We start from the raw sequence: 24379 nt of genomic DNA on the forward strand, positions 1-24379 counted from the left end.
GCCAAGAATGCAGGCTGTCAACAGCAATCTACGAAATCAAAATTGAAATGTAGATGCTGACCTACAACACCGAATCAACAGCCTTTTCCGAATACCCCCTTTTTCTCGGCGGCTTCCTCGTCGGCCTGCATGCTGGTATCGACAGGGCTGGCCTCGTAGCCGACCTTATCGACAGCCGCGATTAGATCCTGCACGGATGCCACACCACGCACGGTAGCGCGCTCGGTCGCCAGATTGACCACAGCCTCAGTGACGCCCGGCACCGCCTTGAGCGCCTTCTCGACGCGGCCCACGCACGAAGCGCAGGTCATGCCTCCGATCGCCAGCTCGATGGTGCCCTGAGGCACGTCGTACCCTACCTTCTCGATCGCCTGGATCAGCGCCATGCGATCGACAGCACGGTTCAGGCGAATGTCCGCTCGCTCGGTGGCGAGATTGACAGACACGCTTGCCACGCCCTCGACCTTGGCAAGGGCGGCCTCGACTCGGCCGACGCAGCTTGCGCAGGTCATGCCCTCGATGGGCAGGCTGATTGCCGCTGCTTGGCCGCCAGCACTACTCGTTGTTGCCATGCTCATGGTGTGCTTCCCATAGTTGAAATTCGACATGGAGGGAGCTTAGGGTTTACCATCGTGGGAAGGTCAAGCGCTTTTTCGGATGCTGTCAGGTTTCAGAAATGACCCGGTGCACGGGGAGCGGAGGCCTTGCCTGCCAGGCTCGCACTGGTTCTTTGCTGCGCGCGCCTAAGCGGCTGCTGCCTTGTTAATTCTGAAGGGCGAAAACAGCCATTCGAGGTTAGGAAATATTTTAAAAATGAATACAAGTAAGCCATTCAGTACCCCACCGAAGGATCCCAGCGCCAATTTGGAATCGCTGTCACAGAATGACGTGACCATCTTGGCTGAGACATTCCGCCTCCTGGGTGACCCGTCCCGGCTGAGAATCATGCTGTGCTGCATGAAGGGCTCATCCTCGGTCGGGGATATCGCTGAAACCCTCGAACTCTCGCAGTCGCTGGTGAGCCACCACCTGCGGCTGCTGCGCGGTGCTCGCCTGGTCAAGGGCGTGCGCCAGGCCAAACAGATCTTCTATGAGGTGGCGGACAAGCACGTGAACCAGGTGCTGCTGGATATGGCCACCCACATCGCGGAAGACCACAACGACGAGTAACTGTTGGGCATAGCATGCCGTTGCAGCGTGGCCTACGTTCCATGGCGATATGCGCCCCACCGCCCGCAGCTGCGTTCGGTGAGGTGGTTTGGATGCCGCTTCCGATCAATCAGAAGTTGAGCGCGCGCTTGTCCACGGCCAGCGAGGCCTCTTTGAACGTCTCGGAGAGGGTCGGATGGGCAAAGCAGATGCGGGCGATGTCTTCGCTGCTGGCCTTGAACGCTATGGCGATCACGGCCTCGGCCACCAGTTCACTGGCCTGCGGGCCGACTACATGCACGCCGAGTATCTCGTCCGTGGCAGAATCGGCGATCACCTTGACGAGGCCCGTCGTGTCGCCCAGCGCACGCGCGCGGCCATTGGCCATGAACGGGAAGGAACCAATTCGATAGGCGGTGCCCTGCTCTTTGAGCTGCTGCTCGGTGCGGCCTACCCAGGCAATCTCCGGGCTGGTGTAGATGACGTTGGGGATCGTATTGAAATCGACGTGACCGTGCTGGCCGGCAATGCGCTCGGCCACTGCGACACCTTCCTCTTCCGCCTTGTGCGCCAACATCGGGCCACGCACCACGTCACCGATGGCCCAGATGCCGGGCACACTGGTGCGGCATTCATCGTCCACCAGTACGGCGCCGCGCTCATCCAATTGGAGTCCCACGGCGGCCGGATTCAGGCCTTCGGTGTTCGGCACACGGCCGATAGCCACGATCACTTTGTCTGCCTGCAAGGACTGCGTCTGGCCCTGGCTGTCGGTGTAGTGAATAGTCACGCCAGCCTCGGTTGCATTGACTTCGCGAACCTTCGCACCTAGTTCGATCTTCAGGCCTTGCTTGTCGAACGCCTTCTTCGCCTCCTTGGCGATGGCTTGGTCGACGATTGGCAGGAAGCTGGGCAAGCCTTCGAGGATCGTGACATCCGCCCCCAGGCGGCGCCAAACGGAGCCCAGCTCCAGGCCGATCACGCCGGCACCGATGACGGCCAACCGATCAGGCACAGCCGCGATGTCCAGCGCGCCGTCGTTGGAGAGCACGACCCGCTCATCGAACGGTAGGTTGGGGAGCGGCCGCACGTTGGAGCCTGTGGCAACGATGATCTGCTTGCCAACCAAGGTAACAGCCTCATCGGCGGCGACGCTCACCTCGAAGCCACCATCGACAGTCCTGGTGAAAGACGCCAGGCCGTTGAAAAACTGGACCTTGTTTTTGCGGAACAGATAAAGGATGCCTTCGTTGCTGGACTTCACGACCTGATTCTTACGTTCCAACATCGTGGTCACATCCATGCGCAGATCACCCGTGGAGATGCCGTGCGTGCCAAAGTGGTGCTTGGCTTGTTCAAAGTTCTCTGACGACTGCAGTAGCGCTTTCGAAGGGATACAACCGATGTTGTTGCAGGTGCCGCCAGGTGCTGGCTTTCCGTCCTTGTTCTTCCAGGCATCTACACAAGCGACCTTCATGCCTAATTGGGCAGCGCGAATGGCCGCGATGTATCCGCCTGGGCCGGCACCGATAACAATGACGTCGAAATGCATTTCCATGATTTACATCTCCAAAGTTTTTGAGGAAATAGTGAGCGCCTATGTCGCGCCTTTTGTCAGGTGGTCGCCAGATTACAGCTCGTTCCCTGACGATCACGTTGAACACTACGGAAGAACGAACCGGGCGCTCGCGGTATTGCCCCCACGTTCGACTTGGACAACGGCCTTCGTGCCCTTGGCTGCGGCGAAGGTCCCGCTGCCTTCGAGGCGGCTTCCGTCCGCGGCAGGCGTGAGTTGCACCTCCTGCTTTTGTGAGCCGGTCAACAGCGTGAGCTTGGCTTTGGTGTTGCTTACGTTGACCTGCTTGCCGTGGTCGCGCAGGTAGAGTTGCGCTGCTGCGGGCTGAACGACCAACTCGTAGTCCACGTCCCGGACTTCGGTCACGACGCCACCATGCAGCGGCTTGTGGTCATGCGCGTGGTCATGGTCGCCTGCGGCGAAGGCGGTGACGGATGCCAGGGCGAGGGCGGTGCCAGCCGTGAGGGAACGAAATCGAACAGACATGAAAGCTCCTATAGGGTTACGGTGGTTGAAATCGGGTGACAGAAGGCGTTGCATCAGAATGCCCCCGCGTCGCGGTCGTCCAGCAGGCGTTCGGCAGGCTTGCGGCCGAACAGCCAGAACATGGCGGGTGTAAGGAAGGTGTCCAGCAGCGTGGAGCTGACCAGCCCCGAGAAGATCACCACCGCGACGGGGTGCAGGATCTCAGTACCGGGTCGTGACGCCTCGAACAACAGCGGGGCCAGTGCGAAGGCCGTGACCAGCGCGGTCATCAGAACCGGGGAAAGCCGTTCGAGCGAGCCACGCACGATCATCTTCTGGTCGAAGTCCTCGCCCTCCATGCGCATGAGGTTGAGGTAGTGGCTCACCTTCAGGATGCCGTTGCGCACAGAAATACCCGCGAGCGTGATGAAGCCGACCAGAGCGGCCACGGACAACGGCTGGCCAGACAGCCACAGCCCCAGCACGGCGCCGACCAGGGCCAATGGAATGTTCACCATGATGAGCGCCGATAGGGCGACCGACTTGTAGCGCGTGTACAACACCACGAACATGAGCGTCAGGGAGACGATGGACAGCAGGCCCACCAGTCGCGAGGCTTCCTCTTGTGCCTGGAACTGGCCGCCCAGCGTGATGAAGTAGCCTTCGGGCAAGCGCACTTCTTGGACGACGCTGCGTATGTCGGCCACTACTTCGGACAGGGGCCGTCTCTGAGCGTTGGCCGACAAAACTATGCGCCGACGGCCATCGTCGCGGCTGACCTGGTTGGGGCCGTCGCTGTCTTCGATGGTGGCAAGGCGCGACAACGGGACCCGACCCATGGGCGTGTCGATGAGGATGCGGCTCAAGCCCTCAATCGACCGCGCCTGCTCGGGCAGGCGAACCACCAGCGCGAAGCGGCGGTTGCCCTCGATGACCTCGGTGATCTTTTCGCCTTCGACCAGGCTTTGTAGCGTGGACAGAATTTGCGGTGCGGCCACGCCGTAGCGTCCCGCCGCCGCATAATCCACGCGGATTTTGATCTGCGGCGCAAGGACCTGCTTTTCGATCTCCAGGTCAGCAAGCCCCGGAATTCCGGCCAGCTTGGCGCGCAGCAGATCCGCCTGCCCGCGCAGGACGTCCAGGTCCTCGCCGAACACCTTGATGGCGATCTGCGAGCGCACCCCCGACAACATGTGGTCGATGCGGTGCGAGATCGGCTGGCCAATGCCGATGGAGCCGGGCAAGTGAGCCAGACGCGAACGGATGTCGGCGGTGATCTCCTCCATGGAGCGCTTTAGCTCTGAGGCAGGCAGCAGACCCACGTCCAGTTCACTGACATGCACACCTTCGGCATGCTCGTCCAGCTCGGCCCGTCCGCTGCGCCGGCCCACGTGCTGCACCTCCGGCACCTGCGCGACCAGCAGCTCGGCTTGCTGGGCAAGCGCCGAAGATTCGGCCAGCGTCACACCGGGATTCAGGCGCAGGCCCACCAGCAACGTTCCTTCATTGAACGGGGGCAGGAACGTGGTCGGGAAGAATGGCACCGCGGCGACAGCCAGTGTGACAGCCACAGCGGCCATGCCAAGGGCGGCACGCGGCCGCTGCAAGACCCGCTGCAGGCCGCCCTGATAACGCGCCTTAAGCCAGGCTAGAATCCGAGTGTCGCCATGGTCCAGCGTCCTCATCTTGGGCAGCAGGTAGTACGACAGCACCGGAGTGACCGTCACAGAGACCAGCAGCGAGGCTAGCGTGGAGACGATGAAAGCGATGCCCAGCGGCACGAACAAGCGCCCTTCCATCCCCGGCAGCGCGAACAGGGGCAGGAACACCAGCACAATGATCATCGTGGCGTAGAGAATCGCCGAGCGAACCTCCATCGAGGCCCTGGCAACGATGACCAGGGGCGTCAGCCGGTTCTCAGGGTGGCGGGCGCGGTTCTCCTTGAGCCGCCGCATGATGTTCTCCACATCGACCACAGCATCGTCCACGAGACCGCCGATGGCGATCGCCAGCCCACCGAGCGTCATGGTGTTGATTGACAGGCCGAAATAGTGGAACACCAGCCCGGTCACGAAGATCGAGGCAGGAATCGCGGTCAACGCGATCACCAGGGGGCGCAAAGTGCCCAGGAAGAAGAACAGGATCACCGCCACGAAGACCGATGCGCCGATGAGCTTGCCTTGCAGCGTGCTGATGGACGCCTCGATGAAGTTGGCTTGTCGGAAGGTCACTTGCGGCTCGGCCATGCCAGCCGGCAGTGAGCCCTTCATGTCCGCTAACGCTGACTCGATCGAGCGGGTCAGTGCAATCGTATCGGCCGTGGGCTGCTTTTGGATGCCCAGGATCACGGCTGGCAGGCCCTCGAAGCCCGCATCGCCGCGCTTGATGGCTGGCGCAAACTGAACATCGGCGACCTGGTGGATCAGGATGGGTTGGCCCGCACGCACCGCGAGAGGCAGGTTACGCAGGTCGTCGAGTCGGGACGTGCGGCCCAGGTTGCGGATCAGGTACTCGCGGCCATTGATCTCCAGGAAGCCGCCGGAAGTGTTCGCGGAGAAGCCCTTGAGAGCCGCATCCAGATCGGACGCAGTCACGCCCAGCTCTGACATTCGCGTGGTGTTGGGCTGGACCTGGAACTGACGGACCTCGCCTCCGATCGGGATGACTTGGGCAACGCCAGGTATGGCCATCAGCCGGGGGCGTAACACCCAGTCCGCGTACTCGCGCGTGTCCATGGCCGACAGCGGCGGGGCTGCGTTCTTCTGCCCTGAGGGCTTGGCACCGATGGGGATTGCAATCTGCATGATCTCGCCCATCACTGAGCTGATTGGCCCCATCGTGGGCGTCACGCCCGGGGCTAGCCCTTCCTCCATGGACGTCAGGCGTTCGGAGACCATCTGGCGCGCCCGGAAGATGTCTGTCTTCCAGTCAAATGTCACGTAGATGAAGGAAAGCCCGGCGCTGGAGACCGAGCGCACGCTTTCGACGCTGGGCAGGCCGTTCATGGCCGTTTCGAGCGGGAACGTGATGAGCTGCTCGACTTCTTCGGCAGCCATGCCGCCAGCCTCCGTCATGAGAGTGACGGTCGGCTTGTTGAGATCGGGAAAGACATCTACCGGCGTGCGCGTCAGGGTGAACGCGCCATACGCCATCAGCACCAGCGCCCCGATGATGACCAGGAGCCGGTTTCGTAAGCTATTTTCGAGAAGCCACTTGAACATGGAATGGTGCCCCTCAACGAACTTGATTGATCAGGGACGCGCCCTCGACAACCACGCGGTCGCCGTCCGCCAGGCCCGAAGTGACAGCGATGGATGCACCATCCAAAGGAGTGATGTTCACGACACGTGGCTCGAAGCGCTCGGCCTGGTCTTTGACCCAGACGATGTTCTGGTTGGCAGGGTTCTTCATCAGCGCACCGGAAGGCACGCGGTAGCCAGGTACCGTCGTCGCCTCTTGCACGAAGACCACCACCGGCATACCGACCGCCAAGCGCGAGAGGCTTTCGCTGGTGCCCTTGAACAGCATGGGCAGGGCCTGCTCGCGCAGGCTGCTGGCGGCCCCGACGAAGCTCAGCGGCACCTTCTGACCGCCTACTGCGAGTGCAGCACCGGCCAGGTTCTGTGCCATTGCCGGATCGTAGGCAAGCGCCTCGATGCGCAGTTGGGTCGGATCGACCACCTCAAACACCAGTTCGCGCGCATCCACGACCTGCCCGGCAACTGCGGGGCTGGATGCGATGACGCCGCTGACTGGGGCCTTTAGTACGTCCCTGCCGGCGAGGCCCCCGCTCAAGGCGCGGGCGCGTTCGGTCAGGCTGTTTACTTCGCTTTCGGCTGCTTCGATCTCCTTGCGGGGCACGGTCTCCGACAGCTCGCGCAGCCGGGCCAGGCGCTTCTGCGCGAGCGCTTGGCCCGCACGCAGCTCGGCAACCTGGGCCATCTGGCCTGAGCGCTCCAGCACACCGCTGGCCGGTTCGATGTAAGCCAGCACCTGGCCCTTGCGCACGGATTGGCCGATCTGCGGCAGACCATCCGGCCCGGGCACCAGCCGGCCCATTACCATTGCCTGGACCTTGCCGCCTGTCGTCGGGTCCATGATTACTTTGCCAGCCAGTTCATGGCTGCGGGCCAAGGGCTCCTGCTTGATCAGCTGGGTGCGTACACCGATCTGACGTTGTGACGGTTTCGGAAGAAACACGCTGCCATCAGGCTGGCGCTGGGGGCCATTGGAAGACGCAGCCGGCGCTTCGTCGCCGTGGTCGTGACCGTCGTGAGCGAACGCGGGAGCAGCCAGAGCCAATGCAGCCGCCATGGCCGTCGTCATTAGGAAACGGAAGTTGCGCTTCATGCTGCACCTCGCAGTGCACCGTTGGTGCGTGTACGTCTGCGCAGCGCCCACGCTAGGACACCGACGCCGAGGACTGCGGCACCGCCACCTAGTACGAGCACACGGCCGGATGCGACGGCATGCTCGTGTTCGGCGTCTTCGCTATGAACATCGAGAACGCCAGTCAACAGGTCCGATTGGCTCTGCGCAGTAACAGTGGCCATGATTGAGGTCTCGCCATCGGATAGCGGCTCAGTCAGATCGGCCTCGAACTCTCCAACCCCGTGTGGGCTGACCTTTACCTGTCGACCACCCAGCTCGAGGGTCAGCTCGCCATTGGTCACCGGCCGGTTGTCGGCAGCATGGTCGAGGTAGAGTGTGAGACGCTGGCCGTTCAGCACACCCACCAGTTCGAAGTCATCGGAAACTGCGGCAAAGCGCGGAAGCGCGGCCGCTGCGGGGGCAGGAGCGGCTTCGCCATGGTCATGGCCGTCGCCGGCCCACGTTGCGCTGGTGCCAAGCAGGAGGCTGGACAAGGCAGCAGCACGCCAGAAAGAGGATTGCGACATTTCTAAGGTTCCAGGATGGTTGAGCGCGCGCTGATCAGCGCGTGCCGGAGATGTCAGTGAAAGTCTCGGTCGGCTGCGGCAGCGTGCCTTGAGCCTGCAACAGGGACGAGATGGCCGCGGCATGCTCCACCTTGGCGAGCAGCGCCGCGCGCTCGGCCTCGGTGGCCTCCTGCTCGATGCGAAGGCGTGTCGGCATGTCCGTCTCGCCCATCGCGAACGACTTTTGGTAGAAGGTGCGCGTTTGTTGGGCTAGGGCGTGTTAACACTAATGGCGATCGTGGCGATTGCATCGGACAATCTCGGGCATGGAGATCACGCCCGCACAATTCGCCACTATTGAGCACTGCCTGCCCAAGCAGCGTGGCAACGTCAGCCTGAGTAACCTGCAGGTGGTCAATGCGATCCTCTATGTGGCCGAGCATGGCTGCAAGTGGCGCGGACTGCCCAAGCGCTTCGGCAACTGGCACACGATTTACACGCGTATGAACCGCTGGACCAAAGCAGGCGTCCTGGATCGCATGTTCGAGGAGTTACAGCGCGCGCAGGTCGTGCGCATCAAGATCGAGGCGGTCTCGCTGGACTCCACAAGCATCAAGGTCCATCCCGACGGCACGGGGGCACTAAAAAAAACGGCCCACAAGCCATCGGAAAGTCCCGAGGCGGATGGAACACCAAGATTCATATGGTTGCCGCGGATGCTCGAACGGCCGTGACGTTCTGCCTCTCGCCTGGTCAGGCGCACGACGCGCCTGAAGGCCGGCGCCTGCTCAGCAGTCTTGGGCCGACCAGCAGACCAGTGCACTTGTTGATGGACCGTGCCTACGAAGGCAACGAGACGCGGCAGCTGGCACTTGATCTGGGCTTCATTCCGGTTGTGCCACCCATGAGGACTCGGATCGAACCTTGGGAGTACGACCGCGAGATGTACAAGCGTCGCAACGAGGTCGAGCGCTTGTTCCGTCGGCTCAAGGGCTATCGCCGCATCTTCTCGCGGTTCGAGAAACTCGACCTCATGTTCCTGGGCTTCATCAGCTTCGTCCTTGTCGCTGATGGACTTCGGATGTGTTAACAGGCCCTAGTCGCTGGCGCTCCGAAGCGGCCTGCATCTGGGTGCTGGTTGCCAGTTCGCGCGATTGGGCAGTTCGAATTTCCGAGAGTAGCCGGGTGCGCTGGGCCGCGAGTGCCGACTCAGCCTCCAGTGCCTGCGCATTGGCGCTGGACAATTGCTCGGTATGACGGCTACCCGTACCGAAGGGAATGCGCACACCCACCGTGATCGTCTGGTTGTAGCGTTCGCCGTAGCCGCCCCGATCCCGCGTGGTCGCCAGGGTCAGTTCGGGGTTGGCGTACTTCTGATGGGACACCAGTTCCGCAGAGCGGCGGGCCGCCAGCGCCTTGTGCTGCAGTTCCAGCAGCGCAGGGTGGTTACCCAACAACGCGCCGGACGGCTGTGCCGATGCCGGTTGAACTCGGACACCTGACTGCTCCGGCTGCGCGGAATCGGCCTGCGACGGGATACTCTCGATGCCGGTCAGTGCCAACAACGCCTCGCGCTGCGTGACTTCTTCGGCCTGAGCAATGGCCAGGGCACTACGAGCCGACGCCAAGGCGCCATCGGCCTGGTTTCTGTCGGCTTGCGCCAGGTCGCCCGCGCGAACCCGGCGAGCCACATCTTGCGCCAACTCGTCCGCGCTGCGGGTGCGATCCTGCGCCGCCATCAATTCGGCCTGGGCACGCTGCCATGCCCACCATGCCTGGCGAACCTGTCCGGCCGTGCGTAGCTTGGCGGCCAGCATCCGGCTGGATAGAGCGAGGCTTTCCGCGTCCGCCCAGCGTGCCGACGAGGCGCGCTCACCAGGCATCCAAAGGGGAATAGCCACCCCGACTTCATATTCGCGCTTTCCGTTGCGGTTGTTGAACCGATCAGTTTTGGTGGAGGCTTCCAGCGCCATCGGACCTGCCACCCAACTACCGGCCGTCTCTTGGCGTGCTTGGGCGGCCTGCTGCCAGGCGCCTTCTCCAGCGGCTTCTGGCTGCCGCTGCCAAGCTGACTCCCACAATTGGGCGACCATGTGGCTGTCTGGTCTGGATGGGACGTGAGGGGCGGCTACTGGCTGGGCTAGCACGGTGCCGGCCCAAAGCGTGGATACCGCCCATATCCATCCCTTGCGTATGTCTTTGCGAAGCATTCAATTCTCCATCGGTGTTGCATCAGTACTTACCCCCGGCTGGGTGTTCTCTTTCCGAGCAAGTGCTTGTCGTTGAAAAGCCACTGTCTACTGGCTTAGATATGAACAATTGTATATTTATTCATATGAATGGGAAAGAAAACCTTACCTCCTTTGAGCACCAATCGCCTTAGAGAGGGCGTCGGGCGCAAGACATCGAGAGGCGAGGTGGGGCTAATCCACTGCGCAAACAGCTATGCAGACTCCTTGAGCATATCCCCCAGGGGGGGATATGATTGCTGCATGAAAGAGATGCACAAGCACACCAGCCACCCAGATCTCGTGAAACGGCTCAAGCGCGCCGAGGGTCATCTGCGACACGTCATCGGGATGATCGAAGGAGAAGAAACCTGCCTGGACATCGCTCGCCAGCTCGCTGCGGTGGAGAGCGCCGTCACAGCGGCCAAGCGCGTCCTGATCCATGACCACATCGACCACTGCCTGTCTCATGATGAGGACTCCGTTCTGGCCGAAATGAAGGCACTAACCAAACTGCTCTGAGGTCTCTCGATGCTCTCCGTCCTAAAGAACCGCACCTACCGCCACCTGTTCACCGCGCAGGTGATCGCACTCGTCGGCACAGGCCTTCGCCGACCAGTTCCCGCGACGGTCATTACTCGTAGCGCTGGACCTGGTACGAGCGGTTGTCGCGATCTGTTTGCCATTTGTCACCGAGGTCTGGCAGATCTATCTGCTGATCTTTGTCCTGCAAGCGGCATCCGCCGGCTTCACGCCGACTTTCCAAGCCACTATCCCGGACATCCTTCCCGATGAAGAGGACTACACGAAGGCGCTGTCGCTGTCCCGGCTGGCCTATGACCTGGAAAGCCTGATTTCCCCGATGCTGGCTGCTGCGCTGCTGACCGTCATCAGCTTTCACAACCTGTTCGCGGGAACAGTGCTCGGTTTCCTCGTTTCAGCCGCGCTCGTGGTCAGCGTGCGGTTGCCCACAACTATTCCCGGACCGCGCCGCGGCATTTGGGATCGCACGACCCGCGGCACACGCATCTATCTCGCTACGCCACGCCTGCGGGGCCTGCTGGCGATCAGCTTGGCCGTCTCGGCGGCGGGCGCCATGGTGATCGTGAACACGGTGGTTCTCGTGAAGGCGCGCTTTGGCCTAGGCGAGGTCGAAGTGGCGTCGGCACTGGCGGCATTCGGAGGCGGTTCGATGGTGGCAGCCTTCGTTCTGCCATCCTTACTGGAAAAGGTGGCCGACCGAACCGCGATGCTCACCGGCGCTACCGTACTGGTCGTGGGCACGGGGATCGGCGCACTGCTGCCGAGCTATGCATTGTTGCTGCCGCTGTGGTTGATCATCGGCTTTGGCTACAGCGTGGCGCAAACGCCATCCGGCCGTCTTCTGCGCCGCTCGGCCCATGCCGAGGACCGTCCTGCGATCTTCGCGGCACACTTCGCGCTGTCGCACGCCTGTTGGCTCATCTGCTACCCACTTGCCGGCCGCTTCGGCGCGGTCATGGGCTTGCCATCGACCTTCATTGTCATGTCCCTGGTCGGCTTGGCCGGCGTGGCGCTGACGCTCTGGCTGTGGCCGGCCAGCGACCCTTCTGACGTGGCGCATGACCACCCCAGCTTGCCGCCGGATCACCCTCATTTACGCACACACGCAGACCAAGGCAGGCACCATCACCAGCTGATTCTGGATGACCTGCACCGTATCTGGCCGAAAGGATAGGCACATTTTCTCGTTGCGGCATCACAACGCATGGCTTCGGAGGCTGAGAAGGGTGAGCCAAAATATATCAAATGAACACATATTCATGTGTTATATTTCACCATAGTCAAACACTCAACCAGCAGAGGCGCCCATGTCCCAATCCAATGCACATGATCATGGTCACGACCATGATCACGACCACACCCCCACAGTGACCAGCGCCAACGAGCGCAAGGTTCTGGTTTCCTTCTTCCTGATCTTCGGCTTCATGCTCGTGGAAGCTGTCGGCGGCGTGCTGTCGGGCTCGCTAGCCCTACTTGCCGATGCTGGCCACATGCTGACCGACGCCGTGGCACTTGCCCTGGCTTACGCTGCCTTCCGATTCGGTCGCCGCGCAGCCGACAGCAAACGCACATTCGGTTACCTGCGCTTCGAGGTCATCGCCGGCTTCCTGAACGCCGTGACCCTGTTCGCGATCGTCGCATGGATCGCCTACGAGGCGTGGGAGCGGCTGCAGGCGCCGCCCGTCATCCTCGCCGGCCCGATGATGATCGTCGCCGTGCTCGGCTTACTGATCAACGTCCTCGTGCTGTGGATCATGACCCGCGGCGAAACCGATCACGTCAATGTGAAAGGTGCCATCCTCCACGTGATGGGTGACCTGCTCGGCTCTGTCGGCGCCATCGTTGCAGCGATCGTCATCTACTTCACCGGCTGGACTCCGATCGACCCCATCCTGTCGGTTCTAGTAGCGGCGTTGATTCTGCGCAGCGCCTGGAAGCTCCTGGCCAAGTCGATCCATATCCTGTTGGAGGGTGCGCCAGAGGACGCTTCGCCGGAAAAGGTGGAACAAGGCCTGATGAGCACTGTGCCCGGCCTGGCGGCTGTCAGCCATGTTCACGTGTGGCAACTCACTTCCGGTCGCACGATGGCCACGCTACACGTTCGACCCAACGTGGACGAGGAGGCGCGAGCTGTGGTCAAGCGCGTCGAGGCGGTGCTGCGAGAGCAGTTCAGCATCGAACACGCCACAGTCGGAATCGACTGGAACTCGGAGGCTGACGAGAACATCTGCAGCCTGCAACCCACGACAGGCCGTCAGGACCACAGCGGCCACGACCACAGTGAGCACAATCATGACCATGACCATGACCACTCCGCTCCCGGTCACAAGCATTGAGGCCGTGCTAGACGGTTCGCAGTTCACTTGAGGGTTTGAATCCATGACATCCCGCAAAACCACCAGCGCCGCTATTGTGCAATGTTCGACCTCTAACCACGGCACGACCACTGATGTCCTCGCACTATCGCAAAGTGACGTCGCTGTTCTGGCAGAGACCTTCCGCCTGCTGGGCGACCAATCGCGATTGAAAATCCTGTTGCTGTGCATGCGCGGATCGGTCGCAGTGGGCGACATTGCTGGCTCGCTAGACCTGTCGCAGTCCTTGGTCAGCCATCACCTGCGCCTGTTGCGCGGCGCGCGCCTCGTGCGCGGCGAGCGCCAAGCCAAGCACATCTTCTACGGCATTGCCGACCAGCACGTCAGCCAGGTACTCCAGGACATGGCGGTTCACATTTCGGAGGACAGACACGACGATTGACTGAACATGTGAGTGCGCGCCGGCCTACTCCTTCAAGGGGTAGGCTTTTTTTGGCTATCAATCTAGAGAGACACCGGCGCGCCTTGCTGAATGCCTAGAAGACCCCACAAGCAAAAAGCACTCTAAAAATAAACACTTGAACATATCTTCATGTGTGTTATTATTTGTCTACGGGGTATCCGAAAGGCGTAAGGACCACGCCATTATTTTTAACGTCAAGGAGTATTGACCATGTCCAAGAAAATTCGCTTTGCTGTTCTGCTTTCCGCACTTTTTGCTGCTGGAGCAAACGCTCAACCGTTCGCCGCAGATATGACACGGCAACAGGTCCAAGAAAATCTGACTGCTTGGAGGCAATCTGGGCTGGAAGCGTTGTCTCGCGGCGAAAGCGGCCCGGATACGTCCAGCCCTCAATACCAGGCTGCCTTTCAGCGCTACTTGCAATTGACCCAAGGTGATATGTATCAGGCGCCCTCAGCAGGAAAGACTCGTGCTGAAGTGATGGCTGATTTGGAACTGTGGAAAATCTCCGGCATGCACGCGCTCACCTCGCGCGGAATCACCACCGCTTCGCACACCCAAGCCTACCAACAAGCCTACGAGAGCTACCTCCAGCTCAAGCTGGGTGCGGCTTACAAGGCTCCGGTGGCATTGACTCGTGCTCAAGTAAAGAGTGATTTGGCAGATTGGCAGGTTGCGGGAATGGCTGGATTCTGGGCTGGTGAGCAGACGCCTGATACCTATAGTGATGCCTACCGCACCGCATTTGAAACCTACTAGATGCTGCGCAACAAAAAATGACTTAATGGCAGCAGCATAAAGCAGCGGTCGGATGGTTCAGCCAGAAAGAGATTCTTTCTTTTTTTTGAATAAACATACAAACAAGTGTTCATTTGTTTGTATAACATTCCGATCGCTGATTTGTGCGTCCTGCCACGGCGATTACTCAGAGAACCAGGAGATTGATATGTCTTTGGAAACAAAGGACGGCACAGGAGCGCAGGACGAACAACTGGGCTTTCGGGTCGAAGGTATGGATTGCGCCAGTTGCGTCGGCAAGATTGAAACAGCGCTTGGTCGAATTGATGGCGTATCAAATGTACAGGTTAATTTTACAAATGAGACGCTGACGTTGACGCGCAGCACAAGTAGCCGAAATACTGCACGCGACATTGCCAAGAAAATCCGGTCCCTGGGCTTCGACGTGCAGGCACTGCCCGCGTCCGAAATGTCCGCAGCACCTGCACCGCGCCATGCGGCCCACGCGCATGACCACGCCGGCTGCGGCGGCCACCATGACCATGGGCATGCCCACGACCACGGGCACGATCATTCGCACGGCAAAGCGTGCGGTGATGACCATGGGCATGCCCATGGTCACGGCCATGCCCATGACCACGGTCACGATCACGGGGCCTGCAGTGGGCATGACCATGCGCCGGCCTCTGCCTCCCGTGGAGCACCCAGCACGCCCCCCAACGTGTCCATGCGCGTCGAGGGCATGGACTGCGCCAGTTGCGTCGGCAAGATCGAAACGGCCCTCGCTCGCATGGATGGCGTGTCCGATGCCCGCATCAACTTCACCGCAGAAACGCTGGAATTGACGCTCGCGTCTGGCGGCCCCACGCAGCTCGGCCACATCGAGAAGACCATCAAGAGCCTGGGCTTCGGCGTCTCCGACGTGCGCCGCCATGATGGCTCAGCACCCGCGGCCCCAGCAGCAGCATCGACGGCGCGCCATCAGCGCTGGTGGCAGACGAAGAAAGGCAGGCACGTGCTGGGCCTGGGCGGCCTGATGGGCTCGGCCTACGCGATCGCGCAGTTCGTTCCTGGCTACGCTGAATGGATCTTCGCCGCTGCGGTGATCGCGGGCGTGCTGCCGTTCGCTCGCAAAGCCTTCGCGCTGGCTGTGTCAGGCTCGCCGTTCTCTATCGAAACGCTGATGGTCGTCGCCTCGCTGGGCGCGCTCGTGATAGGCGAGGCCGAGGAAGCTGCTGCCGTGGTGTTCCTGTTCGCGATCGGCGAGCTGCTGGAAAGCGTGGCCGCCGGCCGCGCGCGCGCCGGCATCAAGGCGCTGGCCTCCCTGGTGCCTAAGACGGCGGTACTGCTCGATGCCGCGGGCGGGCAGCGCGAAGTGCCCGCCGCTTCCCTGCGCGTGAGCGACCGCGTGCTGGTGCGCCCTGGTGACCGGGTGCCTGCGGACGGCAAGATCCTCCGCGGTGAAAGCAGCCTGGACGAGTCGCCTATCACCGGCGAGTCCGTACCGCGTCAAAAGGCTATCGGTGCCGACGTGTTCGCCGGCTCCATCAACGTCGATGGCGTGCTCGAAGTACAAGTCGAGAAGACGGCATCGGACAACACCATTTCTCGCATCATCCAACTGGTGGAGCAGGCGCAGTCCTCCAAGGCGCCCACGGCTCGCTTCATCGAAAAGTTCAGCCGCTACTACACCCCTGCCGTCATGGCCATCGCGGCGTTGATCGTGGTGGTTCCGCCACTTGCCATGGGTGGCGACTGGGGTACCTGGCTGTACCGCGGCCTCGCACTGCTGTTGATTGCCTGCCCATGTGCGCTGGTGCTCTCCACACCGGCGGCCATCGCCTCGGGCCTTGCGGTGGCCACACGACGGGGCCTGCTGATCAAGGGTGGCAACGCGTTGGAAACCATCGGCCGCGTGCGCGCAATTGCCTTCGACAAGACTGGCACGCTGACCGAGGGCAAGCCGCGCATCACCGAGGTCCTGCCCTTCGGGCTGTTCAAGCATCAACAGGTCCTTGCGCTTGCCGCCGCTGTCGAGTCCGGCTCAAACCATCCCTTGGCGAAGGCCATTGTCGCCCATGCCAAGAGCCTGGACGTGGCGATTCCCCAGGCCACGGGCGCATCGGCCATTGCCGGCAAGGCGGTGCGCGCCACCGTGAACGGCAGTGCGCTCGCTGTCGGATCGCCCGCCCATGCGGAACAGACGGCCACGCTGACAGCCGCGCACCGCAGGGAAATCGACAAGCTGGAGGATGGCGGCAAGACCGTGGTGGTCCTGTTCGACGAAGCCAGCAAGAACGTTCTGGGCCTGCTGGCCCTGCGCGACGAGCCCCGCCGCGACGCGCGCGAAGGCGTGGCCCAGCTCAACGCCATGGGCGTGCGCTCGGTCATGCTGACCGGCGACAACCGCCGCACCGCGCAGGCGATCGCCGGCAAGCTGGGCATCGAGTGGGAGGCCGAGCTGCTGCCGCAGGACAAGCTGCGCTTGGTCAACGAGATGAAGCGTGATGCCAAGGTGGCGATGGTCGGCGACGGCATCAACGACGCGCCGGCCTTGGCGACCGCCGACGTGGGTATCGCCATGGGCGGCGGCACGGACGTGGCGCTGGAAACCGCCGATGCCGCGCTGCTCAAGAGCCGCGTCACGGACGTGGCCCACCTGGTGGCCCTGTCGCGGGCGACGATGGCCAACATCCACCAAAACGTCGTATTCGCCATTGGCCTCAAGGGCTTGTTCCTGGTCACCACCGTGTTGGGTATCACCGGCTTGTGGGTTGCCGTGCTGGCCGACACCGGCGCCACGGCCCTGGTCACGCTGAACGCACTGCGCCTGCTGCGCTTCAAGGGCGCGCCGGAGGCCAACCACGGCGACGACGCCGGGCGTCCCACCACCTTGCCCGTGCCGTCTGCCCGCTGAGGCAACAAGAGGGCTTGACCTTGCCGTCGTTGTAACGCCTAGCCTCCACACAAATGTCTGTAGAGCGCTTCGGAAGGGCCGGAGTCCTGCATCCAAGAAAGGGTCACTTCCATGCGTAAAAAAATCAGAATCATTGTGGTGGCAGGCGTCATCGCAGCCGTCGGGGGGATAGCGATCGCTGCCCGCGACGCCAAGGACGAGGGCAAGGCCGCGGCGCCCCCGGCGGGCGCGCCGATGGCGCCGCAGGTGCCCGTGGCCGAGGTCATTACCCGCACGGTCGCGCCATCGGCCGAGTACACCGGCTTCCTGGCCGCGCCCAAGACCGTCGAGCTGCGCTCGCGGGTCGGCGGCGCCGTCGATGCGGTGAGCGTTCCCGAAGGTAGCCTCGTGCGCAAGGGCCAACTGCTGTTCCAGATCGACCCGAGGCCGTTCCAGGTTGCGCTCGACACGGCCGTGGCGCAACTGCGTCAGGCCGAGGTGCTGGCCAGCCAGGCCCAGGCCGACTTTGACCGCGCCGAGCGCCTGGTGGCGACCGGCGCCGTCGCGCGCAAGACCTATGACGATGCCGCCTCCGCACGCAACGCGCGCCAGGCTCAGGTGCAGGCGGCTAAGGCCGCCGTTGCTGCGGCTCAGCTGGACCTGTCCTACGCCCGCGTCACTGCGCCCATCGCCGGGCGCGTCGACCGCGTGCTCGTGACCGAGGGCAACTTGGTCAGCGGTGGCGGCGCCGGCGCGGCCACGCTGCTGACCACGATCGTATCCATCGACCCGTTGCACGTGTACTTCGACATTGATGAGGCCACCTATCTCAACGTCGTCAGCCGCTCGCGGCCCGCTGCGGGCGCCGGTAGCAAGGCTTCGCTGCCCGTGCAGGTCGGGCTGACCACGGACAAGGGTTTCCCGCACAAGGGCGCGCTTGACTTCGTCGGCAACACCATTGACCGAAGCACCGGCACGATCCGCGCGCGCGCCGTTGTGCCCAACCCGGATGGGCGCATGGCACCCGGCATGTTCGCCCGGGCCAAGCTGTCCACCGGCGCGGCGCGCGAGGCCGTCCTGATCGACGATCAGGCCGTGGGCACCGACCAAGGGCGCAACTACGTGCTGGTTGTGGGCGAGAACAACCAGGCCCAGTACCGGCCCATCGAACTGGGGCCGGTGGTGGACGGGCTGCGCGTCATCAACGGCGGCCTGCAGGCCGGTGAGAAGATCATCATCAAGGGCCTCGTGCGCCCCGGCATGGCGGTCACGCCGCGCATGGTGCCCATGCAGGCGCCCGCGGCACCGGCCGCCGGCGCGGCCGGCGCGACCAAGGCTGCGGCAAACGCTCCGGCTCCCGCTGCGGCGCCTGCCAAGGCCGGTGGCGCGGACCCCGCCAAGGCTGACGGCGCGGCCGGCTCGGCGGAGGCCCGCAAATGAATTTCCCCCGCTTCTTCATCAACCGGCCGATCTTCGCCATCGTCCTGTCGGTGCTGATGCTGATCGCAGGCGCGATCAGCTACTTCCAGCTGCCGCTGAGCGAATACCCGCAGGTCACGCCGCCGACGGTGCAGGTCACCGCCAGCTATCCCGGCGCCAACCCGCAGGTGATCGCCGACACCGTGGCATCGCCGCTGGAGCAGGCGGTCAACGGCGTGGAAGGCATGATGTACATGCAGTCCCAGATGTCCACGGACGGGCGGATGGTGCTGACCATCTCGTTCGAGCAGCACATCGACCCCGACGTCGCGCAGATCCAGGTGCAGAACCGCGTCTCACGCGCGCTGCCCCGGTTGCCGCCCGAGGTCCAGCGCATCGGCGTGGTCACCGACAAGACCGCGCCCGATATTCTCATGGTGGTGCATATGCTCTCGCCGGGGGACCGCTACGACCCGCTGTACGTGTCCAACTACGCGATGCTCAACGTGCGCGACGAACTGGCGCGCCTGCCGGGCATCGCCAACGTGATCATCGGCGGTGAAGGCGAGTACGCAATGCGCGTCTGGCTCGACCCCGAGAAGGTCGCATCGCGGGGCATGACCGCCAGCGATGTGGTCGCCGCCATCCGCGAGCAGAACGTGCAGGTCGCAGCCGGCTCGATCGGCCAGCAGCCGAATGCGTCGGCCGCCTTCCAGGTCAGCGTCAATGCGCTGGGGCGCCTGACCACCGAAGAGCAGTTCGGCGACATCGTGATCAAGGCCGGCGCCAACGGCCAGGTGACCCGCCTGCGCGACGTCGCACGCCTGGAACTGGGCTCGGACAACTACACCATGCGCGGCCAGCTCGACGGCGAGAACGCGGTCGGCCTGCAAATCCTGATGACGCCCGGCTCCAATGCCCTGGACACGTCCAGCGCGGTGCGCGCGACGATGGAGCGGCTGCAGGCCAAGTTCCCCGAAGGCATCGAGTACAAGATCGCCTACGACCCCACAGTCTTCGTGCGCGCCTCGCTCCAGTCCGTCGCCGTCACGCTGCTGGAGGCCATCCTCCTGGTGGTGATCGTGGTGGTGCTGTTCCTGCAATCTTGGCGCGCGTCGATCATTCCACTGATCGCCGTGCCGGTCTCGCTGGTCGGCACGTTCGCGGTGATGCACATGTTCGGCTTCTCGCTGAACACGCTGTCGCTGTTTGGCCTCGTGCTCTCCATCGGCATCGTGGTGGATGACGCCATCGTGGTGGTGGAGAACGTGGAGCGCCACATGGCGCTGGGCGAATCGCCCAAGGATGCGGCGCGCAAGGCGATGGATGAAGTGACTGGCCCGATCCTGGCCATCACCTCGGTGCTGGCAGCGGTCTTCATCCCCTCGGCGTTCCTGTCGGGGCTGCAGGGCGAGTTCTATCGCCAGTTCGCGCTGACCATCGCGTTCTCGACCATCCTGTCGGCGATCAACTCGCTTACGCTGTCGCCAGCGCTGGCCGCCATCCTGCTCAAGCCGCACCACGGCGCGGCCAAGCCCGATCGTCTCACGCGCATCATCGACGGCGTGTTCGGCGGCTTCTTCCGCCGCTTCAACCGCTTCTTCGATCGCGCCTCGAATTCCTACGTCGGGGGCGTGCGCCGCGCGGTGCGCGGCAGCGCCATCGTGCTGCTGCTCTACGTCGGCTTCCTGGGCCTGACCTGGCTGGGCTTCCACAAGGTGCCTGCGGGCTTCGTGCCGGCCCAGGACAAGTACTATCTCGTGGGCATCGCCCAGCTTCCGACCGGCGCCTCGCTGGATCGCACCGAGGCGGTCGTCAAGGAGATGACCAAGATCGCACTGGCTGAGCCGGGCGTCGAGAGCGTGGTGGCCTTCCCGGGCCTGTCGGTCAATGGACCGGTGAACCAGCCGAACACCGCGCTGATGTTCGCCATGCTCAAGCCCTTCGATGAGCGCAAGGACCCGTCGCTGTCGGCCTTCGCCATCCAGGGCAAGCTCATGGGCAAGTTCAGCCAGATCCCGGACGGCTTCGTTGGCATCTTCCCGCCGCCGCCGGTGCCGGGCCTGGGTTCGATGGGCGGCTTCAAGCTGCAGATCGAGGACCGGGCGGGCCTGGGTCCCGAGGCGCTTGCGCAGGCACAGGGCCAGATCATGGGCAAGGCCATGCAGGCGCCCGAGCTGGCGAACATGCTCGCCAGCTTCCAGACCAATGCGCCGCAGTTGCAGGTGGACATCGACCGGGTGAAGGCCAAGTCGCAGGGCGTATCGCTGACCGAGGTGTTCGACACCCTGCAGGTCAACCTTGGCTCGCTCTACGTCAACGACTTCAACCGCTTCGGTCGCACCTACCGGGTCATGGCCCAGGCCGATGCGCAGTTCCGCATGCAGGCTGAGGACATAGGCATGCTCAAGGTGCGCAATGCAGCGGGCGACATGATCCCGCTGAGCGCGATCGCGACCATCGAGCGCAGTTCCGGCCCCGACCGGGTGATGCATTACAACGGCTTTCCCTCGGCCGACATCAGCGGCGGGCCAGCGCCGGGCTACTCGTCCGGCCAGGCCACCGCCGCGATTGAGAAGATCGTGAGCGAATCGCTGCCGGACGGTATGACCTACGAATGGACGGACCTGACTTTCCAGGAAAAACGGGTTGGCAACACGGCGATCTACATCTTCGCGCTGGCGGTGCTGCTCGCCTTCCTGTTCCTGGCGGCCCAGTACAACAGTTGGTCGCTGCCGTTCGCTGTGCTGCTGATTGCACCCATGGCGCTGCTCTCGGCGATCGCCGGCGTCTGGCTCTCTGGGGGCGACAACAACATCTTCACGCAGATCGGTTTCGTGGTGCTGGTCGGCCTGGCTGCCAAGAACGCGATCCTGATCGTGGAGTTCGCCCGCGCGAAGGAAAGCGAAGGGGCCGATCCGCTGGCAGCCGTGCTCGAAGCCGCGCGCTTGCGGCTGCGCCCGATCTTGATGACGTCGTTCGCCTTCATCGCTGGCGTGGTGCCGCTGGTGCTGGCCAGCGGTGCGGGCGCCGAGATGCGCCACGCCATGGGCATCGCGGTGTTCGCCGGCATGCTGGGCGTGACGGTATTCGGCCTGGTGCTGACGCCGGTGTTCTACGTTGTGGTGCGCAAGCTGGCGCTGCGCCGCGAAGCGCGCCATGCCCGTGGCGGCATGACCGACCAGCACGCATGACGGCCAGGAGGACATACGACATGAAAACATCTTTCGCATTCACACGACCCGCCAGGACGCTGGCGCCGCTCGCCCTCGCGGCGGCGCTGGCTGGCTGCTCCATGGCACCGAAGTATGACCGGCCCGCAGCGCCGATCGACACGGCCTATCCCTCGGGCGCGGCCTATGTGGAACTGGCGGCCGCGACGCCCGACGACGCGATCACGGCCGAGATCGGTTGGCGGGACTTCTTCCGCGACCCGCTGCTGCAGCAGTTGATCGGCATTTCGCTGGAGAACAACCGCGACATGCACAAAGCCGCGCTCAACGTGGAGGCGGCTCAGGCGCTGTACCGTATCCAGCGTGCCGAGATGCTGCCGAACCTGGGCGTTTCCGCCCGCGGCGCGTCAGAGCGCGTACCGGCCGACCTCAGTACCACGGGGCAAAGCGACGTGCTCCGGCGCTACGACGTGGCCGGGGTGACGGCCGCCTGGGAGCTGGACCTGTGGGGCCGCATCCGCAGCCTCAACGACCGGGCGCTGGCGTCCTACCTGGCCCTCGACGAGACCCGCATCGCCACGCAGATGAGCCTGGTGTCCGAGGTGGCCAGCGCCTACCTCACGCTGCGCGCCGACCAGGAACTGCTGCGCCTGACGAGCGACACCCTCGCCACACAGAAGCGCTCCTATGACCTGACCACCCAACTGGTGGAAGCGGGAAATTCCACGCAGCTCGACCTGCGCCGCGCGGAGATCGCGCTGCGCACCGCCGAGGCCAACCGCGCCGCCTACACGCGGCAGGCGGCCAAGGACCGCAACGCGCTGGTGCTGCTGCTGGGCCAGCCGCTGACGCCGGAGCTGTCCCGGCAGCTTGACGAGGCCGTGGCGCTGCCGGACGACATCGTGCCGACCGACCTGCCGAGCGGCCTGCCGTCCGAACTGCTCGCGCGTCGGCCGGACATCCGCGCCGCCGAGCAGATGCTGATCGGCGCCAACGCCAACATCGGCGCGGCGCGGGCCGCGTTCTTCCCGACGATTAGCCTCACGGGCTCGGCGGGCACGGCCAGCGCTTCGCTGGACGGCCTGTTCGATTCGGGCTCGCGGGCCTGGAGCTTCCTGCCGCAGATCACGCTGCCCATCTTCCGCGGCGGCGCGTTGCGAGCCAATCTGGACGTGGCACAGGTACAAAAGAGGATCGAAATCGCCAACTACGAGAAGTCTATCCAGGCGGCCTTTGCTGAGGTGGCTGACGGCTTGGCGGGCAAGCGCACGCTTGATGAGCAGATCCGCTCGGAGCAGCTCCTGGTAGCGGCTAGCCAGAAAGCCTACCAACTAGCCGAGCAACGCTTCCAGGAAGGCGTGGACGACAACCTCACCTTGCTCGATGCGCAACGCACACAGTACGGTGCGCAGCAGACCCTGGTGCGCACGCGCCTGACGCGGCTGAACAACCTCATCCACCTCTACAAGGCGCTGGGTGGCGGCTGGACTGAGCACACGGTGCAATCGGGCGCCACCGGGCAACCATCCGCCCGGTCGCCGGGATAAGGGCTATGCGCAACGGCGGCGTTCCCCATCGTTGCGCACGGAGAACCGGATGAGGATCGGTGAACTTGCGCGCTTGACGGGCACCCCCCCGGAGAACATTCGGTTCTACGAGCGGGAGGGCCTGTTGCAAGCCCCGGAGCGGTCACGCAACAACTATCGGCGCTATGGCCCGGCCCATGTCGAACGGCTTCACCTGATTCGCAACTACCGTGCCTCGGGAATCGGCCTGGATGACGTGCGCCGCCTACTGGGTTGGGCACATGAGGGGGTCCTGGAACCTGAGCTGCTAAGGCAGGCTGTCCAAGGCCATCTCGCCTGTGTTGAGGAACGCATGGAGCAACTGATCCAGGTGAAAGAGCACCTGCTCGCATTGGCCCTGCACGGTGCTGCTTCCGCCGGGGCTTCCGAGGATGGACCGGCTCGCGATGGTTCGTGAGCATCGCATGTCCATATAACTGAATATATATTCATGCGTGTAATATTTCCGGCCAGACAAACGAATAAGAAAGACGCCCATGACCGACCAGAGCATCACGCGCCGAAACATCGGCGTTCTCACCGCCGCGCAGGCGCTCGGCGGCGCCAGCGCGCCCATCGTGATGTCGCTGGGTGGGCTGGTCGGCCAGCAGCTTGCCAAGAATTCGGCCTGGATCACCTTGCCCGTGAGTCTGTTCGGCCTGGGTCTTGCCATCGGCACCTTGCCTGCCGCCTTCATCATGCGGCGCCATGGCCGCCGCAACGGATACGTGGTGGGGGTCGGCTTCGGCGTGGCCTCGGGCCTGATCGCCGCGTTGGGCATCATGCTGGCCTCGTTCTGGATCTTCTGCGCCGGCACCTTCCTGGCGGGCTTCTACGGCGCGTATGTGCAGAGCTACCGCTTCGCAGCCGCCGACACCGCCGAGGACGCGCTTAAGGCCAAGGCCATTTCCTGGGTCATGGTGGGCGGTCTCGCGGGCGCCATCATCGGGCCGCAGTTGGTGATCTTCACGC

19 protein-coding genes and 2 pseudogenes are annotated in these 24379 nt (G+C 63.4%); 13 read left to right on the forward strand and 8 right to left on the reverse strand.

Annotated elements, in window-relative coordinates:
- Positions 1–98: 98 nt before the first annotated feature.
- Positions 99–578 (reverse strand): annotated as a pseudogene (locus tag RN01_RS21440) (copper ion binding protein); the annotation flags it as partial.
- A 235-nt stretch (positions 579–813) separates the two neighbouring features.
- On the opposite strand from RN01_RS21440, the gene RN01_RS21445 reads away from it, so the two are divergent.
- Entirely contained in the window at positions 814–1170 is a 357-nt protein-coding gene (locus RN01_RS21445) for a metalloregulator ArsR/SmtB family transcription factor (RefSeq protein ID WP_003821162.1), read from the forward strand.
- Positions 1171–1279: 109 nt separating this feature from the next.
- Here RN01_RS21445 and lpdA read toward each other — a convergent pair whose 3' ends face one another.
- The 6 genes from lpdA to RN01_RS34020 form a co-directional block, all read right to left on the reverse strand.
- Positions 1280–2707, reverse strand: coding sequence for a dihydrolipoyl dehydrogenase (gene lpdA, locus RN01_RS21450; RefSeq protein WP_039016761.1), 1428 nt, complete (start codon positions 2705–2707; stop codon positions 1280–1282).
- A 105-nt stretch (positions 2708–2812) separates the two neighbouring features.
- On the reverse strand, positions 2813–3211 hold the full coding sequence (locus RN01_RS21455; protein WP_015912828.1) for a hypothetical protein: 399 nt from the start codon (positions 3209–3211) through the stop codon (positions 2813–2815).
- A 53-nt stretch (positions 3212–3264) separates the two neighbouring features.
- Positions 3265–6411 carry an efflux RND transporter permease subunit gene (locus RN01_RS21460; protein WP_039016762.1) on the reverse strand — a complete coding sequence of 1049 codons (3147 nt, stop codon included), beginning with the start codon at positions 6409–6411 and terminating at the stop codon, positions 3265–3267.
- Between the two features lie 13 nt (positions 6412–6424).
- Positions 6425–7540, reverse strand: coding sequence for an efflux RND transporter periplasmic adaptor subunit (locus tag RN01_RS21465; protein ID WP_003821159.1), 1116 nt, complete (start codon positions 7538–7540; stop codon positions 6425–6427).
- Positions 7537–8088: a hypothetical protein gene (locus RN01_RS21470; RefSeq protein ID WP_039016763.1), complete on the reverse strand. Its 552-nt coding sequence runs from the start codon at positions 8086–8088 to the stop codon at positions 7537–7539. Before RN01_RS21470 ends, RN01_RS21465 begins: the two co-directional genes overlap by 4 nt.
- Before the next feature lie 34 nt (positions 8089–8122).
- Positions 8123–8284 (reverse strand): hypothetical protein, encoded by a 162-nt coding sequence (locus RN01_RS34020; RefSeq protein WP_225104336.1) that lies wholly within the window; start codon positions 8282–8284, stop codon positions 8123–8125.
- Positions 8285–8393: 109 nt separating this feature from the next.
- Here RN01_RS34020 and RN01_RS33225 point away from each other — a divergent pair.
- Positions 8394–9157, forward strand: a protein-coding gene (locus RN01_RS33225) for an IS5 family transposase (RefSeq protein WP_128654794.1) whose coding sequence is annotated in 2 segments (ribosomal slippage) — positions 8394–8709 and positions 8709–9157 — 765 coding nt in all. Because the reading frame shifts where the segments join, the coding sequence is not laid out codon by codon here.
- On the opposite strand, the gene RN01_RS21485 is transcribed toward RN01_RS33225, so the two are convergent.
- Positions 9117–10277, reverse strand: a complete 1161-nt coding sequence (locus RN01_RS21485) for a TolC family protein (RefSeq protein ID WP_369799879.1) — start codon at positions 10275–10277, stop codon at positions 9117–9119. The genes RN01_RS33225 and RN01_RS21485 overlap by 41 nt on opposite strands.
- 282 nt (positions 10278–10559) lie before the next feature.
- On the opposite strand from RN01_RS21485, the gene RN01_RS21490 reads away from it, so the two are divergent.
- From RN01_RS21490 to RN01_RS21545, 11 genes and pseudogenes are all read left to right on the forward strand, one after another.
- On the forward strand, positions 10560–10817 hold the full coding sequence (locus RN01_RS21490) for a metal-sensing transcriptional repressor (protein WP_039016764.1): 258 nt from the start codon (positions 10560–10562) through the stop codon (positions 10815–10817).
- A 9-nt stretch (positions 10818–10826) separates the two neighbouring features.
- A pseudogene (locus RN01_RS21495) lies at positions 10827–12012 on the forward strand (MFS transporter).
- A 133-nt stretch (positions 12013–12145) separates the two neighbouring features.
- Positions 12146–13174 (forward strand): cation diffusion facilitator family transporter, encoded by a 1029-nt coding sequence (locus RN01_RS21500; protein WP_021205762.1) that lies wholly within the window; start codon positions 12146–12148, stop codon positions 13172–13174.
- Positions 13175–13217: 43 nt separating this feature from the next.
- A complete protein-coding gene (locus RN01_RS21505; protein WP_023110690.1) occupies positions 13218–13595 on the forward strand; it encodes a helix-turn-helix transcriptional regulator in 378 nt (125 codons plus the stop codon).
- Between the two features lie 231 nt (positions 13596–13826).
- Positions 13827–14375: a DUF4148 domain-containing protein gene (locus RN01_RS21510; RefSeq protein WP_039016765.1), complete on the forward strand. Its 549-nt coding sequence runs from the start codon at positions 13827–13829 to the stop codon at positions 14373–14375.
- A 187-nt stretch (positions 14376–14562) separates the two neighbouring features.
- Positions 14563–17271, forward strand: coding sequence for a heavy metal translocating P-type ATPase (locus RN01_RS21520; protein ID WP_071556409.1), 2709 nt, complete (start codon positions 14563–14565; stop codon positions 17269–17271).
- 111 nt (positions 17272–17382) lie between these two features.
- The gene (locus RN01_RS21525; protein ID WP_039016767.1) at positions 17383–18690 is read left to right on the forward strand and encodes an efflux RND transporter periplasmic adaptor subunit; all 1308 of its coding nucleotides are present in this window, start codon (positions 17383–17385) and stop codon (positions 18688–18690) included.
- Positions 18687–21863 (forward strand): efflux RND transporter permease subunit, encoded by a 3177-nt coding sequence (locus tag RN01_RS21530; protein WP_012614062.1) that lies wholly within the window; start codon positions 18687–18689, stop codon positions 21861–21863. The genes RN01_RS21525 and RN01_RS21530 overlap by 4 nt, the downstream gene beginning before the upstream one ends.
- A 20-nt stretch (positions 21864–21883) precedes the next feature.
- Positions 21884–23389, forward strand: coding sequence for an efflux transporter outer membrane subunit (locus RN01_RS21535; RefSeq protein ID WP_003821143.1), 1506 nt, complete (start codon positions 21884–21886; stop codon positions 23387–23389).
- 49 nt (positions 23390–23438) lie between these two features.
- Entirely contained in the window at positions 23439–23825 is a 387-nt protein-coding gene (locus RN01_RS21540; RefSeq protein ID WP_023110694.1) for a MerR family transcriptional regulator, read from the forward strand.
- Between the two features lie 79 nt (positions 23826–23904).
- A partial coding sequence (locus tag RN01_RS21545; protein ID WP_039016768.1) for an MFS transporter occupies positions 23905–24379 on the forward strand: 475 nt, incomplete at its 3' end.

Origin of the sequence: Cupriavidus sp. SHE (assembly GCF_000812445.1) — a bacterium.
GTDB lineage: Bacteria > Pseudomonadota > Gammaproteobacteria > Burkholderiales > Burkholderiaceae > Cupriavidus > Cupriavidus metallidurans.

Excerpts from the sequence above, each read along its gene's own strand:
- RN01_RS21510 (WP_039016765.1), top strand. The coding sequence starts at position 13,827 with ATGTCCAAGAAAATTCGCTTTGCTGTTCTGCTTTCCGCACTTTTTGCT.
- RN01_RS21525 (WP_039016767.1), top strand. The coding sequence starts at position 17,383 with ATGCGTAAAAAAATCAGAATCATTGTGGTGGCAGGCGTCATCGCAGCC.
- RN01_RS21500 (WP_021205762.1), top strand. The coding sequence starts at position 12,146 with ATGTCCCAATCCAATGCACATGATCATGGTCACGACCATGATCACGAC.
- RN01_RS21465 (WP_003821159.1), bottom strand. The coding sequence starts at position 7,540 with ATGAAGCGCAACTTCCGTTTCCTAATGACGACGGCCATGGCGGCTGCA.
- RN01_RS21540 (WP_023110694.1), top strand. The coding sequence starts at position 23,439 with ATGAGGATCGGTGAACTTGCGCGCTTGACGGGCACCCCCCCGGAGAAC.
- RN01_RS34020 (WP_225104336.1), bottom strand. The coding sequence starts at position 8,284 with ATGCCGACACGCCTTCGCATCGAGCAGGAGGCCACCGAGGCCGAGCGC.
- RN01_RS21535 (WP_003821143.1), top strand. The coding sequence starts at position 21,884 with ATGAAAACATCTTTCGCATTCACACGACCCGCCAGGACGCTGGCGCCG.
- lpdA (WP_039016761.1), bottom strand. The coding sequence starts at position 2,707 with ATGGAAATGCATTTCGACGTCATTGTTATCGGTGCCGGCCCAGGCGGA.
- RN01_RS21455 (WP_015912828.1), bottom strand. The coding sequence starts at position 3,211 with ATGTCTGTTCGATTTCGTTCCCTCACGGCTGGCACCGCCCTCGCCCTG.
- RN01_RS21490 (WP_039016764.1), top strand. The coding sequence starts at position 10,560 with ATGAAAGAGATGCACAAGCACACCAGCCACCCAGATCTCGTGAAACGG.
- RN01_RS21485 (WP_369799879.1), bottom strand. The coding sequence starts at position 10,277 with ATGCTTCGCAAAGACATACGCAAGGGATGGATATGGGCGGTATCCACG.
- RN01_RS21460 (WP_039016762.1), bottom strand. The coding sequence starts at position 6,411 with ATGTTCAAGTGGCTTCTCGAAAATAGCTTACGAAACCGGCTCCTGGTC.
- RN01_RS21470 (WP_039016763.1), bottom strand. The coding sequence starts at position 8,088 with ATGTCGCAATCCTCTTTCTGGCGTGCTGCTGCCTTGTCCAGCCTCCTG.
- RN01_RS21530 (WP_012614062.1), top strand. The coding sequence starts at position 18,687 with ATGAATTTCCCCCGCTTCTTCATCAACCGGCCGATCTTCGCCATCGTC.
- RN01_RS21445 (WP_003821162.1), top strand. The coding sequence starts at position 814 with ATGAATACAAGTAAGCCATTCAGTACCCCACCGAAGGATCCCAGCGCC.
- RN01_RS21505 (WP_023110690.1), top strand. The coding sequence starts at position 13,218 with ATGACATCCCGCAAAACCACCAGCGCCGCTATTGTGCAATGTTCGACC.
- RN01_RS21520 (WP_071556409.1), top strand. The coding sequence starts at position 14,563 with ATGTCTTTGGAAACAAAGGACGGCACAGGAGCGCAGGACGAACAACTG.